General features: G+C 67.7%; 15 protein-coding genes and 1 tRNA gene. 4 read left to right on the plus strand and 12 right to left on the minus strand.

Annotation, left to right across the window (positions count from 1 at the left end; genetic code table 11):
• Positions 1-37 precede the first annotated feature (37 nt).
• The 3 genes from Strain318_RS09415 (at position 38) to Strain318_RS09425 (ending at position 2960) form a co-directional block, all read left to right on the plus strand.
• Complete coding sequence (locus Strain318_RS09415; RefSeq protein ID WP_367885454.1) at positions 38-394, plus strand: HesB/IscA family protein; 357 nt, start codon at positions 38-40, stop codon at positions 392-394.
• A gap of 75 nt (positions 395-469) precedes the next feature.
• Positions 470-1999, plus strand: coding sequence for a sodium:solute symporter (locus Strain318_RS09420; protein WP_367885455.1), 1530 nt, complete (start codon positions 470-472; stop codon positions 1997-1999).
• Between the two features lie 22 nt (positions 2000-2021).
• A complete protein-coding gene (locus tag Strain318_RS09425; RefSeq protein WP_367885456.1) occupies positions 2022-2960 on the plus strand; it encodes a BadF/BadG/BcrA/BcrD ATPase family protein in 939 nt (312 codons plus the stop codon).
• An 88-nt stretch (positions 2961-3048) separates the two neighbouring features.
• Here the strand turns inward: Strain318_RS09425 and Strain318_RS09430 are convergent, their stop codons facing one another.
• The 10 genes from Strain318_RS09430 to Strain318_RS09475 all read right to left on the minus strand — a co-directional run bounded on the left by Strain318_RS09430 (position 3049) and on the right by Strain318_RS09475 (position 13189).
• The gene (locus Strain318_RS09430) at positions 3049-4377 is read right to left on the minus strand and encodes a dicarboxylate/amino acid:cation symporter (protein ID WP_367885457.1); all 1329 of its coding nucleotides are present in this window, start codon (positions 4375-4377) and stop codon (positions 3049-3051) included.
• A gap of 10 nt (positions 4378-4387) precedes the next feature.
• Complete coding sequence (locus Strain318_RS09435) at positions 4388-5827, minus strand: amino acid permease (protein WP_367887948.1); 1440 nt, start codon at positions 5825-5827, stop codon at positions 4388-4390.
• A 159-nt stretch (positions 5828-5986) separates the two neighbouring features.
• Positions 5987-6829 (minus strand): hypothetical protein, encoded by an 843-nt coding sequence (locus tag Strain318_RS09440; RefSeq protein WP_367885459.1) that lies wholly within the window; start codon positions 6827-6829, stop codon positions 5987-5989.
• Positions 6830-6906: 77 nt separating this feature from the next.
• A complete protein-coding gene (locus Strain318_RS09445; protein WP_367885460.1) occupies positions 6907-7317 on the minus strand; it encodes an ExbD/TolR family protein in 411 nt (136 codons plus the stop codon).
• Between the two features lie 28 nt (positions 7318-7345).
• Complete coding sequence (locus Strain318_RS09450; RefSeq protein WP_367885461.1) at positions 7346-7795, minus strand: ExbD/TolR family protein; 450 nt, start codon at positions 7793-7795, stop codon at positions 7346-7348.
• 35 nt (positions 7796-7830) lie between these two features.
• Entirely contained in the window at positions 7831-8571 is a 741-nt protein-coding gene (locus Strain318_RS09455) for a MotA/TolQ/ExbB proton channel family protein (protein ID WP_367887949.1), read from the minus strand.
• Between the two features lie 36 nt (positions 8572-8607).
• Positions 8608-9321: an energy transducer TonB gene (locus tag Strain318_RS09460; RefSeq protein ID WP_367885463.1), complete on the minus strand. Its 714-nt coding sequence runs from the start codon at positions 9319-9321 to the stop codon at positions 8608-8610.
• 109 nt (positions 9322-9430) lie between these two features.
• Positions 9431-10948, minus strand: coding sequence for a sensor histidine kinase (locus tag Strain318_RS09465; protein ID WP_367885464.1), 1518 nt, complete (start codon positions 10946-10948; stop codon positions 9431-9433).
• A 7-nt stretch (positions 10949-10955) separates the two neighbouring features.
• Positions 10956-11624: a response regulator gene (locus Strain318_RS09470; RefSeq protein WP_367885465.1), complete on the minus strand. Its 669-nt coding sequence runs from the start codon at positions 11622-11624 to the stop codon at positions 10956-10958.
• Positions 11621-13189, minus strand: a complete 1569-nt coding sequence (locus Strain318_RS09475; protein ID WP_367885466.1) for a two-component system sensor histidine kinase NtrB — start codon at positions 13187-13189, stop codon at positions 11621-11623. The genes Strain318_RS09470 and Strain318_RS09475 overlap by 4 nt, the downstream gene beginning before the upstream one ends.
• A gap of 215 nt (positions 13190-13404) precedes the next feature.
• On the opposite strand from Strain318_RS09475, the gene Strain318_RS09480 reads away from it, so the two are divergent.
• On the plus strand, positions 13405-13836 hold the full coding sequence (locus tag Strain318_RS09480) for an Hsp20/alpha crystallin family protein (protein ID WP_367885467.1): 432 nt from the start codon (positions 13405-13407) through the stop codon (positions 13834-13836).
• Between the two features lie 107 nt (positions 13837-13943).
• Here the strand turns inward: Strain318_RS09480 and Strain318_RS09485 are convergent, their stop codons facing one another.
• Together Strain318_RS09485 and Strain318_RS09490 are read right to left on the minus strand one after the other, a co-directional pair.
• Positions 13944-14408: a redoxin domain-containing protein gene (locus Strain318_RS09485; RefSeq protein ID WP_367885468.1), complete on the minus strand. Its 465-nt coding sequence runs from the start codon at positions 14406-14408 to the stop codon at positions 13944-13946.
• Between the two features lie 78 nt (positions 14409-14486).
• Positions 14487-14559, minus strand: a tRNA-Ala gene (locus Strain318_RS09490).
• Positions 14560-14587 lie beyond the last annotated feature (28 nt).

Below are 14587 nucleotides of genomic sequence, written 5' to 3' on the forward strand. Positions count from 1 at the left end.
GATGCCGCGGGACATCGGAACCCTAGGAGGGATCCCCATGAGCACGATGAATGCCCCGGAAGTCCTGGTCACCATCACCCCGGCCGCTGGCGCCGAGGTGCAGAAGTTCATGCAGGCCGAGAACGTGACGCCGGAAGTCGGCGGCCTGCGCGTGGCCGTGCAGCCTGGCGGGTGCTCGGGCTTCAAGTACAGCCTGCTGATCGAAGACAAGCCGGCCGATGACGACACGGTGCTGCCGCAGGGCGGCTTCAACCTGTTCGTCGATCCGTTCTCGATGCAGTACCTGGGCGGCGTGACGATCGATTACGTGACCTCGATGCAGGGCTCGGGCTTCACGTTCAAGAACCCGAACGCGACTGGCGGCTGCGGCTGCGGCTCCAGCTTCTCCGCGTAAGCCTCGCACCCTGAGGCCTCGACGGGCGCCCCCCAACCGGGGGCGCCCGTTTGCGTTTTTGCGCATCTTTCCGCGATGCCGACGTCCGTACCCTCCACTGCCGCCGCGTTCACCGCGCTCGACTGGCTCGTGCTCGTGCTGTACCTCGTCGCCACCAGCGCCATCGGCGTCTGGCTCGGCCGCGGGCAGAAGGACGCCAAGGATTATTTCGTGGCCGGCGGCGAGATCCCGTGGTGGGCGGTGCTGTTCTCCATCGTGGCGACCGAGACCAGCGCCCTCACCTTCATCTCGATCCCCGGGCTCGCCTATCTCGGCGACTTCACCTTCCTGCAGGTCGCGACCGGCTACCTGCTCGGCCGCATCGTCGTCGCGTACACGCTGCTGCCGCGCTACTTCGAGGGGAACCTCGTCACGGCATACGCGCTGCTCGAGCGACGCTTCGGCCTTGCGACGCGTCGGCTGGCCAGCGTGACGTTCATGGTGACCCGCGCGTTCGGCGATTCGGTCAGGCTCTTCGCGACCTCGATTCCCGTCGCGCTGATCCTCGGCGGCGTGCTGCCGCCCGAGTGGACGGCGCCGGGCGCGATTCTCGTCCTGAGTGTGTTCACGCTGTACTACACGTATCACGGCGGCATTCGCGCCGTGGTGTGGACCGACGTGATCCAGACGGGCGTGTACTTGCTCGGCGGCGTCGGCGCGCTGTACCTGATCGGCCGCGGCGTGGACGGCGGCTGGGCGCGCATCGTTGCCGATGCGGACGCGGCGGGCAAGCTGCGCCTGTTCGATCTCTCGCTCGGGCTCGACAAGCCGCACACGCTGGCGGCGGGCCTGCTCGGCGGGGCTTTCTTGGCGATGGCCTCGCATGGCGCGGACCAGATCATCGTGCAGCGGTTGCTCACGGCGAATTCGTTGCGCGACGCGCGCCGCGCGCTGATTGGCAGCGGCGTCGCGGTCATCCTGCAGTTCGCGATGTTCCTCACGATCGGGCTCGGGCTCTGGGCGCTTTACGAGGCACGCACGTTCAGTGCGCCGGACCGCATCTTCCCGACCTTCATCATCGAGGGCATGCCGCCCGGGATGACGGGCGTCGTGATTGCGGCAATCCTCGCAGCGGCGATGAGCACCGTGTCGGGCTCGCTGAATGCACTGGCCGCCGCGACCTTGCACGACATCTGGACTCCGCTCAAGGGCGTCCCCGATGACCGCACGGCCCTCCGCCTGTCGCGCCGCTTCACGCTGCTCTGGGGCGCCATCCTCGTCGGCGGCGCCCTGCTCTACCGCGCCGAAGGCACGCCGGTGGTCGTCATTGCGCTGTCGATCGCCTCGTTCACCTACGGTGGCCTGCTCGGGGGATTCTTCCTCGCCCTGCTCTGGCCGCGCGCCATCCAGCGGGATGCCATCACAGGGATGGGTGTAGGTATCTTTGTCATGAGCATCGTCGTGTTTGCGGGCCGATTGAGCGCCGCGTTCCCGGCGCTCGCCGGTCCGCTGGCTCCCGTCACGGGCATCGCCTGGCCGTGGTTCGTGCTGATCGGCACGGCCGTCACGCTCGGCACCGGAATCCTCTCGTCGTTCACGCACGCGGCCGCGCCGCGCGCGTCCTGACCCTCTTTCGCTCTCTCTCGCAATGGCTCAGCAGATCGTCGTCGGCGTCGATGGTGGCGGCAGCAAGACTCATGTGATCGTCGCGACTCCGCGCGGCAAGGTCCTCGCCGAAGTCACCGGCGACTCCTCGGCGGTGGCGCCAGGCGAGGCGTTGTCGTCGGCCGAGGTGATCGGCGCGCTGGTGCGCGACGCGCTGGCGCAGGCCGAGATCACGGAGCGCCCGGCGGCCGTGGTCGCAGGCGTGGCGGGCACGGGCCGCGAGAAGGAGCAGAAGGCGCTGCTGCGCGCCCTCCGCAACGAGTCGCTGGCCGAGGACGTGAAGGTCGTCCCTGATGCGGAGATCGCGCTCACCGATGCCTTCGGCCGCGAAGGCGCGGGCATCCTGCTGATCGCCGGCACGGGTTCGGTGGCCTTCGGCCGCGGCCCGGCCGGCGCGTTTCGCCGTTGCGGCGGCTGGGGCCCGGTGGCGGGCGACGAAGGCAGCGGCGCGTGGATCGGCCGTCGCGCGTTGAGCGTGGTGACGTCGAGCGCCGACGAGCGCGAGCCGGAGTCGCGGCTCACGGGCGCGCTGATGACCGCGCTCGAACTCGAGACGATCGACGACATCATCCCCTGGGCGGCCAAGGCCACGCCGAAGGATCTCGCGGCGCTTGCCGTGCACGTGACGACCCTCGCGGCGGACCGCGACCTGCGCGCCAACTCGATCTGCACGCTGGCGGCCGAAGAACTCGTGCTCCACGTGCGGACGCTGGCGCGTCAGCTCTTTGTCGATGAGCGTGCGGCCGTGCCGGTGGCGCTGGCCGGCGGCATGCTGCAGCGCGGAAGCTTCCTGCGCCGGCTGGTGGAGCACCGGCTCAAGACCGCGGTGCCGGGCTGCGTGCTGCACGCGGAAGAAGTCGTGCCGGCGCGCGGCGCGGTGAAGATGGCGGCGGCGCTGCTCAAGGTGTCGGCGACAGCCTAGCTACAGCGGCTGTCACCACGAAGGCACGAAGGCACGAAGCAAGTCGCTTCGTGCCTTCGTGTCTTCGTAGCCTCTTCGCGAACAGCCGTTACGCCGCCGTCGGGGCTTCCTTCGGCACCATCGACGCATCCCACACGCCTTCGCTCTTCGCCACGAAGGTCGTCGACGAGATATCCGACGAGACATTCACCACCGTGCGCGTCATGTCGAGGATGCGGTCCACGCCGAGCACGATGGCGATGCCCTCTCCGGGCACGCCCATCATCGTGAGGATGCCGACCAGCAGCGGGATTGAGCCGCCCGGCACGCCGGCCGCGCCCACCGCCGTGATCACCGACATCACGATGACGATCGCCATCCCCCCCAGCGAGAGGTCCACGCCAAAGACCTGGCAGAGGAAGATCACCGTGATGCCTTCGAAAATGCTCGTGCCGTTCATGCACATCGTCGAGCCCAGCGGCAGCACGAAGCCGGCGATCTTCGGCGGCACCCCGAGGCCGTCCTCGGCGGCGCGCAGCGCGGTGGGCAAGGTGGCCGAGCTCGAGCTGGTCGAGAACGCCGTCACCATCGCGCCCTTGATGCGCGAGAAGTAGAGCAGCGGGTTGATCCCGATGACGAACTTCAGGATCAGCGAGAGGTTCACGAACAGGTGGAAGAGCAGCGCGCCCATCACGACGAGCACGTAGGCGCTCAACGGCTTGAGCAGCGCGAAGCCGAAACGGCTGGTCACGCCGAAGATGAGGCCCGCGACGCCGTAGGGCGCGATCTTCATCGCCATCCCGACGATTTTGATGACCACGTCCTCGAGTGCCTGGAGGAACTTGATCATCGGCTCGGCCCGCTCCGGCTTGATCTGCGTCAGCGCCGCGCCGAAGACCAGCGCGAAGAAGATGATGCCCAGCATGTCGGTGTCCACCGCCGACTTCACCGGATTGCGCGTGACGATCTCGACGAAGGTATTGATGCCGAAGTTGCCCGTCGCCTGCGCCTCGATCTTGCCGGCGGCGTCCTCGGCGTAGGTCGCCATCAACTCGGTCTTCACCTCGGGCGACAGGCCTTCACCGGGGCGGAAGGTGTTGACCACGAACAGCCCGAAGCTGGCCGCGAGGAAGGTGGTCGCCAGGAAGTAGCCGATCGCCTTGCCGCCGACCTTCCCGACCTTCTTGAGGTCGCCGAGTCCCGCGACGCCCAGCGTGATGCTCGCGAACACCAGCGGCATCACGATCATGAACAGCATGCGCAGGAAGATCTGCCCGATCGGGCCCGCCAGATACGTGTTCACGAAGACCACGGTCGGGTCGTCGCCGCCCATCGTGAGATTCGCCGCGATGCCCGCCGTCGCGCCCACCACCAGCGCGATGAGGATCTTCGTGTGCAGCTTCATGCCCGGGCCGGACCCGCCGATCGATTCGCTCATACCTGTGGTCTCAATCCTCGAAGGAGCGCGGCGGGAGGCCGCGGCGCAGCGTGGAATTCCTGTATCCGTATACGGCGTAGATGGCCAAACCGATGAGCAGCCAGATGCCGAAGCCCTTCCAGGCGGCCGCCGGCAGCCCCTTCATCACGAAGAGGCAGGCTGCGGCGCCGCCGCCGCCCACCAGCCACACGAAGGGCACCTTGAAGGGCCGCGGGCGGTCAGGGTCGACCACTCGCAGCACCATCACGCCCACGCAAACGAGCACGAACGCGAAGAGCGTCCCGATGTTCGTCAGGTCGTAGGTCGCCGCGTCGTCCGCCACGAGGGCCGCCAGGGCGACCAAGACGCCCGTGATGATCGTCGTCACATGCGGCGTGCGGTACTTTTTGTGCAGCTTCGCCGCACCCTTGGGCAACAGGCCGTCGCGCGCCATCGCGTAGAAGATGCGCGGCTGGCCGTACTGGAACACCAGCAGCACCGCGCTCATCGAGACCACGGCGCCGTCGGCGATGATCCAGCTGAACTGCGTCAGGCCGGCCACTTCGAAGGCGTGGGCCAGCGGGTCGGAACTCTTGAGCTGCTCGTAGGGCACGAGGCCCGTCGCCACCGCGCCGACGATCACGTAGATCAACGTGCAGATCGCCAGGCCGATCAGGATGCCGCGCGGCATCGTCCGCTGCGGGTCCTTCGTCTCCTCGGCGGCCGTCGAGATGGCGTCGAAGCCGATGTAGGCGAAGAACACGATCGCCGCACCTTGGTGGATGCCGCGGAAACCGTTCGGCGCGAAGGGCGTGTAGTTCTCAGGGTTGATGTGCATCGCGCCCACGATCACGAACAGCGCCAGCACCGCAAGCTTGAGGATCACCATCCAGTTGTTGACCCGCGTGCTCTCCTTCACGCCGATCACCAGCAACCAGGTGATGGCCATGACGATCAGGAACGCCGGCAGGTTGATCAGGATGGGGATTCCCGCGAGACTCGGCGCCGAGTCGAGTAAGGCGAGGATCTCCGGGTTGCTGCTCGCCTTCACCTGGAAGTAGCCATGCGTGAGCCAGCCCGGGATGTCGAACCACGGCGACATCAGCGACTCGAAGTATCCGCCCCACGCGATGGCCACCGCCACGTTGCCGACGGCGTACTCGAGGATCAGGTCCCAGCCGATGATCCACGCCACGAGCTCGCCCAGCGAGGCGTACGAATACGCGTACGCCGAACCGGCCTGGGGAATCATCGAGGCGAGTTCGGCGTAGCAGAGGGCGGCCAGCGCACAGACCGCCCCGAGCAGGACGAAGGAGAGGACTAGCGCCGGACCGGCGCCGTAGCGGACCACTTCACCCGCCGCATTGATCTCGCCCGCGGCCGCGGTACCGAGCGTCGAAAAGATGCCGGCGCCGATCACGGCACCGATCGAGAGGCTTACCAGGTCTTTCGTGCCGAGGGCCCGCTTCATCCCGTGCCCTTCACCTTCAGGAACGAGGGCGGCGATCGGTTTGCGGGCCCAGAGGGAACGGAGGCCGGACACGGCTCCGCCGGAGGCTGCCGGTTGGGGGGAACTGGTCATCGGCGGAAGGTATCCCCGGAGGTAGCCGAGGACCAGTGAGAAACGACGTTACGGCGCTTCGGCGGTGATGACGGCGGTGTCCCGCACCGGTGTGCCGTCGGCCCGCGTCGCGGGCCGGAACCGCACCTCCGCGAGCATTTCGCGAATCTTGTTGTTGTAACTGCGGTCGCGCGAGGGGTTGAACCCGATCAGCCGCGCATTGCCCTTCTCGTCCACGTCGAAGTGCGCCACCAGCCGATACGGGCGCACGCGTGAGGGAACGGGCAGCGGCAGGATGGCGAGGTTGGTCACGGTGGGCGGGAAGATCTGGTCGTTGCCGCCGCCTGTGCCGGGCCCCACGCCGGAGCCGCGCCCCGTGCCGATGCCACTGCCGATCCCACCCCCGCTGCCCGGCCCGTTGCCGCCCGAACCGTCGTTGCCGCTGCCGCCGCCGGAACCAGGTGTCGGGACGGTCGTGCCGTTGGATGCCGGGGCCGCTGGGGCCTGCTGCACCTGCGCCGCCTGAGGCACCGGTTCGGGCTCAGGCGGCGGCGGGGGAACCGGCGTCGGGGTCGGGGTTGGGCGCTCGACTGGAGGGGGTGTCGGCGCCGCGGCGGCCGGCGGAGCGACATCGAGGTAGCGAATGCGCTCGGGGGTGATCGCTCCACCCGTCCCGCCGCTGCCGCCTCCACCGCCGCCGGCGGGGCCGGGGCCACCCGCGCCACCCGGCGTCTGCTCCTCAAGAATCCGCCCCACGAGCGGCGGCAGGAGCAGGGCCGTGATGATCAACGCGTGCAGCAGCCCCGAGACGATCCAGCCCGAGCGCGACCGCCGCTCCGGCTCCGGAATCCCATGCAAGGGACGGAGCGGGCGCTTGGGCTTCTCGGCCGGCGGCTCGGGGAGGGAGGACATATGCACCAGGGTCACATAAATGATACGGCGGGCGAGCCCGAAAAGGTTCGCCCGCCGTCGACAAACTCCGAGAGGACTTACTTCGTGTCCTTCGGCGGAATTCCGATGACCTTCACCCCGGCGCCACGCGCGACGTCCATCGCGTGGATGACGTCCTGATAGATCACGGACGGCTCGCCCTTGATGAAGATGATCTTGTCCGGACGCGGGTCGTAGATCTCGCGGAGACGGTTCCCGAGGTTCTCCTTGGTCACCGGCTCCTTGTTCACCGCGAACGATCCATCCGCCAACACTTCCAGCACGATCTGGTCGCTGGCCTGGTTCGCCGTCACCACCGCGGGGGTGGGGTCCGGCAGCTGCAGGTCCACGGCCTTCCGCATCATCGGCTGCATGATCATGAAGATGATCAGCAGCACGAGCATGATGTCGATCATCGGCACGACGTTGGGCTCGTTGTTCAGCCCGCCGCTGCTCCCACCGACGCTCATTCCCATGGTACGCTCCGGTGAAAGGTGGTTACGGGTTCTTGGCTTCGTCGCCTTCGACGGTCGAGACCGTGCCCGGCACCTGGTCCGTGATGGCGCCGACCATGCGCACGCCGTTCTTCGCGGCGATGTCCATGGCCTCGAGGATGCGACCATACTCGAGGTTCTTATCGGCCTTCACGTACAGGATCTGGTCGATGGTCCGCACCGAGTAGATGGCCTGCAGACGCTGACCAAGCTCGGGATTCGGAATCTGCTGCTTGTTCAGGAAGTAGTTCCCGAACTTGTCGATGCCCAGCACCTGGTCCTCATCCGCTTCCGGATGCGACTTGAGGTTGATGCCGCTCGGGGGCTCGGCCGTGAAGCCGGCGGCAATCGCCGGCGTCACGACCATGAAGATGATGAGCAGCACCAGCATGACGTCGATCATGGGGACGACGTTCGGCTCGGCCTTGACGCCGCCCCCCGTGCTCACTGACATACCCATTCGCGTGCCCTCCTGTGGGGGTCAGCGAGTTACTGCGAGATCGGCGCGGAGCCCTTCTGGGCGGCCGTGTTGAACTCGCGGGTGAAGCGGCTGCGGCCGAACTCGCCCGAGACGCCCTTGATGAGGTAATCGATCATCTCCTTCGAGACGTAGGTCATCTCGGAGGTGAGGTTGTCGATCTTCGTCTGGAAGTAGTTGTAGAACCACACCGCCGGGATGGCGACGAGGAGGCCGAAGCCCGTGGCGATGAGCGCCTCGGCGATACCGACCGTGATGGCCGCGATGCCGGTGGAGCCCGCCGATCCCATGGCGGCGAAGGCGTTGATGATGCCGAACACCGTGCCGAGGAGGCCGACGAACGGCGAGGTCGAACCGACCGTCGCGAGGATCGCGAGGCCGCGCTTCAGCGAGACGATCTCGACGAGCACGTTACGCTCGACGGCGCGCTCGGCCGAGTTGATGTCGGACACCGTCACCGAGCCGTCCATGATGAGCGGCTTGACTTCGTTGAGGGCGCCACCGAGCACGCGCGCGACGTGCGACTTCTTGTACGTCAGCGCCAGGTCGATCGCGGCCGTGAGGTTGTCCTCCTCAAGGAACTGCGAGAACTCCGGGGCGAACTTCAGCGTCTCCTTCTGCGCCTTGCGGAGGTTCCACCACTTGCCGAAGGCCGTCGAGAGCGACCAGAGGGACATGATCGCGAGGACGATCCAGATGCCCTTCGCGAAGACGGGGCTGTGCTCCCAGATGTAGCCGATGGACATATTCATCGTTGCGTTCTCCTAGAATCCGATGATGTGGTGGGATTAGCGCTGCAGATTGAACACGAAGGGCTGCTGCACGAGCTGCTTCACCTTGCGCCCGCCGACCTCGGCCGGGAGGAAGCGCATGTTGGGAAGCGAGCTGCGGACGGCCTGCTCGAACAAGGCGTGCGTGGAGCGCAGCACGCGGAAGGTGGAGACGTCCACGCGGCCGGTCGTATCGACGACGAACTGCGCGAGCACCTCGCCTTCGACGCCGCCGGAGCGGAGGATGTCCGGGTAGCGGGGACCGGCCGAGCCCGGCGCCGAGGCGGCCGGCTTCTCGACCTGGAAGTCGAAGTAGGGCTGGTCCTGCACGACGGGGGCGACACCGCCGACGACGCCGGCGGCGACACCGCCGGCCACACCCTTACCCGAGAAGTCCGCTTCGTTGGTGATGGCCTTCGACAGGTCGATTTCCGGGATCACATCCGGGATGCTGACCGGCGCGGCGAGCACCTGGAAGCCCTTCGGCGGCGGCGGGGCCGCGACGGCGTCCGGCGGCGGCGGCGGAGCGTCAGGCTCCGGCGGCGGCGGCTCGTCCTGCTTGACCTCGACGAAGTCGACCTTCTGGACGACCTCTTCCTCTTCTTCCATGCCCGCATTCGCCGTCGCGATGATCGAACCCGCGATGATGAGGACGTGGAAGGTAGTCGACACCACCGACGCGCCAAACGAGCGCTGCTTGACCGGTCTCGACTCGATCAGGTTGTTGAACACGCGTGCACTCCGTGGGACGTGGACACTTCGCGTGACGATGCCCAGGGAGTCCGGGCATCCACCGTGCCTGAACGTACCCGCGCCCGATGAGGACAGAAGTGGGGGAAGATTAAGTTTCGCTTAACCGACCGTGAGGATTCGCTTGGCCGCCGGGCGCGTGGCCCGGCGCATGACCGAGCGCCTGACTCGGTGCCCCACGCAGCGGCAGCTGCACGGTGAAGGTGCTGCCCCGCCCGAGTCGCGAGCCGACGGAGATGAAGCCGCCGTGCGCATGGGCAATCCACTGCGCGATGGCGAGCCCCAGGCCCGCCCCGCCCCGCTCGCCGGTGCGCGAGCGCACGCGATCGGCCCGCCAGAATCGGTCGAAGATGTACGGCAGGTCCGCCGCCGCGATGCCGACGCCGGTGTCCTGCACCACGAACGCGACGTGGTCGCCGCGGTCCTCGAGCGAGATCGTCACGAGGCCGTCGCGCGGGGTGTACTTCGCGGCGTTGGTGACCAGGTTGAGGAAGAGCTGGCGCAGGCGCACCGGATCCCCGTCGACGTGCACGGTGTCGGCCGTCTCCAACCGGACGCGGACCCCGCTCGCCTCCCCGAGGATCATCGCGGTCTCGACGACCTCGCGCACGATCGGCTCCAGGGCCACATCCTCACGGTGCAGGTCGAAGCGGCCTTCGTCGGCGCGGGCCAGCGTGAGGAGCGACTCCACTAAGTCGGCCATCCGCGCCGTCTCGGCGAGGGCCTCCTCCAGCGCCGGCAATTGGTCGTCGGCCACGTGCGGCGACTGCATCGCGCGTTCGATGTCGGCGCGCAGCACCGTGAGCGGGGTCTTGAGTTCGTGGCTCGCGTCCGCCGTGAAGCGGCGCAGCGCGGCGAACGAAGTCTCGAGACGCGACATCATCGCGTTCAGCGTCTGCGACAACCGATCGATCTCGTTCTCGTCCGACTCCACCGGCAGCCGTCGATGCAGCGAACGCCCGTCCTGGATGGCTTCGAGGTCGCTGATCAGCCGCCCGACGGGCATTAGCGCGTGCCCGGCCAACAGGAAACTCACCGCCGAGCTCAGCAGCAGGATCAGCGGCAGGATGACGAGGATCGGATAGTAGAGCGCGCTGTCGCGCAGCGACAATCCCGCCACCGGCTCGCCGGCCACCACGCGATGCACCGGGATGCGCCGGGACGGCGTCTCGAAGTGCGCGATGACGAAGATGTTGGCCGTCGAGTCCATGCGCACCTCGGCCGCCGGTTGCTCACGGGTGCGCCGGAACGCGGCGTTCACGAGCCGCTGGCGGTCATCCAACTTGAGGCGGTCCACGGCCGGGCTGGAGTAGAGCACGCGCGTCGAGTCCGTGATGATCACGTAGCCCGGCAGCATGTCCAGCGAACGCCGCACGCCCTGCTCGATCTTCTGGCCCACCAGCGAGTCTTCCGTGACCAGCAGGGAGATGCTCGCCGGGCTCGTCTGCAGGATGATCGCCGCGAGGTCCGCCACGAGGTCGGTGCGCCGCTGCAGCGTACGCGTCGCCTCCGTCTGCGTGGCCGACCACACGATCGCGGCGAACACCACGAGGGTGGCCGTCAGCGCCGCCACGTACGAGACCGTGAGCCGCGCGCGGATCGACGTCACGGGCGCCTCACGGCTTCAGCACGTACCCGACGCCGCGCACCGTATGGATGAGCTTCTTCTCGTGCGGCGCGTCGATCTTCTTGCGCAGGTGGTTGATCACGACGTCCACGATGTTCGTGCCGGGATCGAAGTGATAGCCCCAGGCATACTCGGTGATCAGCGTGCGGCTCAGCACCCGGCCCACGTGGCGCGCGAGGTACTCGAGCACCAGGAACTCCTTCGGGGTGAGCTCGATCGGCTCACCCGCGCGCTTCACCTCGCGGGCATCGAGGTCGACCTCGAGGTCGGCCACGGTCAGCTTCGGCGAGACGATGGCCCGCGGGCGACGCGCCAGCGCCTCGACGCGCGCCAGCAGCTCCTCGAAGGCGAAGGGCTTCGTCACGTAATCATCGGCCCCGGCGCGCAGCGTCTCGACCTTCGCGTCCACCGCATCCTGCGCCGTGAGCACGAGCACGGGCTTCTCGAAGCCGCGGGCCCGCAGGTTGCGCAGCACCTGCTGCCCCGAACGGCCCGGCAGGCGCAGGTCGAGCACGACGAGGTCATAGGGCTGGTTCTTCGCCAGCTGCTCGCCCTCCTCGCCGTCGGCCACGAGATCCACGGTCCAGCGTGCCTCCTCGAGCCCGCGCTTCACGAACTGCCCGACCGTCGGGTCGTCCTCGATCACCAGCACCTTCATTGCGCCACCACCGGCAGGACCACGCGGAAGGTGCTGCCCTGCCCCAGGGTGCTATCCACTTCGATCACGCCTCCGTGCTCCTGCACGATGCCGTAGCAGATGGAGAGGCCCAGCCCCGTCCCCTGCCCCGGCGCCTTGGTGGTATAGAACGGCTCGAAGATCTTCGCGATTTCGCTCTTGGCGATCCCGTGCCCGGAATCGATCACCTCGAGGATGGCCCCGCGCTTGGGGTCCGGGCCCGCCTGCGTCACGATGCGCACCATGCCCTTCTCGCCCATCGCGTCCATGGCGTTGATCAACAATGCCATCAACACCTGCACCAGCTGCTCCGAGTTGGCCTGCGGCACGCGCCCGATCGTGGGGTCGAGATCCGTCTGCACCGTGAGCTTCTTGAAGCGCACGTGATGCTTCAGCAGGAACAGCGTGCGTTCGACCACCTCATTGAGGTTCACGCGCTCCTTGCGCGCCTGCTTAGGCCGCGAGAAGTCGAGCAGGCCGTCGACGATCTGCTTGCAGCGGACGACTTCGTTCTCGATGATGCCGAGGAAGTCGAGCGTCTCCGGCGCGATCGTCACGCCGCTCTTCTCGAGGTCCTCGATGCGGTAGCCCAGCGACTCCGCGCAGGCGGCGATCGTCGCCAGCGGATTGTTGATCTCGTGCATCACGCCGGCGGCCAGCTGGCCGATGGCCGCCAGCTTCTCGGCCTGCGAGAAGCGCTCCTGCGCCTCCTTCCAGTCCGTCACGTCCTCGCCGATGGTGATCACGTGGCTCACCGGCCCGTCGCCGAGCCGCATCGGGATCTTCGTGATGCGGTACGTGCGCGCCTCGCCCGAGGCCACGGACTCCATCTGGTATTCCTGCATGCGCCCCGTCGAGAACACGTCGTCGAACTCGCGACGCAGCATCTCGGCGGGTTGGCGGTGCAGGATCTCGAAGATCGTGCGGCCGATCGCCTCCTCACGCGAGACACCCTGCATGCCGGTCTCGCGCTTGCGATTCCAGCTTTGGATGCGGTACTCGCGGTCGATTACGTAGAGGCCGAGCGGCAGCGAGTCGATGATCTTCTCGGTGAAGCGGCGACCGCGCTCGATCTCCGCCGTGCGCGCCGCGACTTCCACCTCGAGCTGACGCGAGCGTTCGGCGTGCGCGAGCTCCGGTGCCAGCAGGTTGGCCAGCGCGGTGAGGAGCATGCGCTCCTCGTCGCCGAGGGCGCGGGCGGTACGCACCACGAGGGCGCCCACGCGGCGGTCGCCGAGGATGATCGGCGCGACTTCGAGGTCGCGCACCACCTGCAGCGAGTCGCCGAGGCGCAGGCCCTTGCGCACGTCGTCCTCGGTGGTGGTGTCGTCGCCGGCCGTGAAGGTCAGCGCCAGCCCCTGCGGCGTGTGCAGCCACAGCGACACCTGCTGGGCCTCGAGGAAGGCCCGCAGCGTGCCCAGCGCGCGATCGACCGTGCTCTCCAGGGCCCGCGCCGAAGCGAGTTCGGCGCTGATGCCCGCCAGCGCCGACAGGGCGCGGGCGGCTCGGCCTTCTCGGGCGGATTCAGGGCTGGCGGGAGTGGTCACGAGGGTCTGGGGAGTGCGCGGAAGCTACGCCCGGCGCCGAGGCGCGACAAGGGAAATCAGGCCCGCCGGTGCCGTCCTGACAGCGTGCTCCGCCGCGACGACAGCCCCATCGGTCGCGTCGGCGCATTTGCGGCGGCACGCCGGTTGCGCGTTCTGCGCAGCGAGCGGGCGCGAAGGCCCGCAGAACGCACTGTCAGCCTATTCTGGAGGATTCCATGGTGTATCGCACGACCCTGTCTCCCATCGGTTCCCTGCGCCGCGAGCTTGACCGCTTCTTCGACGACGCCGTGGCGCGCGTGGCGCCGATCACCGCGAGCTGGACGCCCGCCGTCGACATCCGTGAGACGAAGGATGCCTGGGAGTTCGCGGTGGAGATCCCCGGCGTCGACCCAGCGCAGGTCGAGGTGACGGCCGAGGCCCGCGTGCTGAAGATCCGCGGGCAGAAGGAGATCGTTCGCAAGGAAGGTGACGAGGATGCCCGCTGGCTAAGCACCGAGCGCATCAGCGGCGCGTTCGAGCGCAGCTTCCGGCTGCCGGCGCAGGTGCGGGAGGACGCGATCGAAGCGCGCTACGCGCATGGCGTGCTGACCGTGACGGTGCCGAAGGCGGAGGTGCCGGCGCGGAAGATCGAGGTGCGGACAGTCTAGCGCATAACGGCAGATGTAAGATGTGAGATGTGAGATGTAAGAAAGGGCGCGCCGAGGGTTCGGTGCGCCCCACTTACATCTCACATCTTACATCTCACATCTGCGGTTCAAAGCTTCGCGATCTCCGCCAGAATCTCGGAGTTCTCGCGCTTCGTCCCCGGCGTCTCCTCCACATAGCTCCAGCGCAGCACGCCGGCCTTGTCGACCAAGAAGTACGCGCGGTTGGAGAAGAACGTGCTCTCCATCAGCGTGCCGTAGGCGCGCGAGGCCTCGCGCTTGAAGTCGCTGAGCAGCTCGACGCCCATGTTGTACTGGGTCTTGAAGGCCTTGAGCGACGGCACGGCGTCCACGCTCACGGGCAGCACCACCACGCCCTGGTCGGCGAATGAGGAGTAATCCTCCGTGAAGGCGCACATCTCGGCCGTGCAGGTCGAGGTGAAGGCCAGCGGGAAGAAGGCGAGCAGCACGTTCGCCTTGCCCTTGAACTGGGCGAGCGTGACGACCTCGCCGTTGGTGCTGTGCAGGGAGAAGTCGGGGGCCGGCGAGCCGACCGCGGGGACCGTGAGCGTCATGATGGGGAATCTCTGGTGGAAAGGCACGGGTCGCGCCGACGACCGCCGACGCGACCCGAGATAAACGTCTGGACCCGATGGAGCGTGCCGGGATCGAACCGGCGACCCCCTGCTTGCAAAGCAGGTGCTCTCCCAGCTGAGCTAACGCCCCTCAGCCACGCAATCTAAGACGAATGGGG

The sequence above is a fragment of the Pseudogemmatithrix spongiicola genome, from assembly GCF_030623445.1.
Taxonomy (GTDB): Bacteria; Gemmatimonadota; Gemmatimonadetes; order Gemmatimonadales; family Gemmatimonadaceae; genus Pseudogemmatithrix; species Pseudogemmatithrix spongiicola.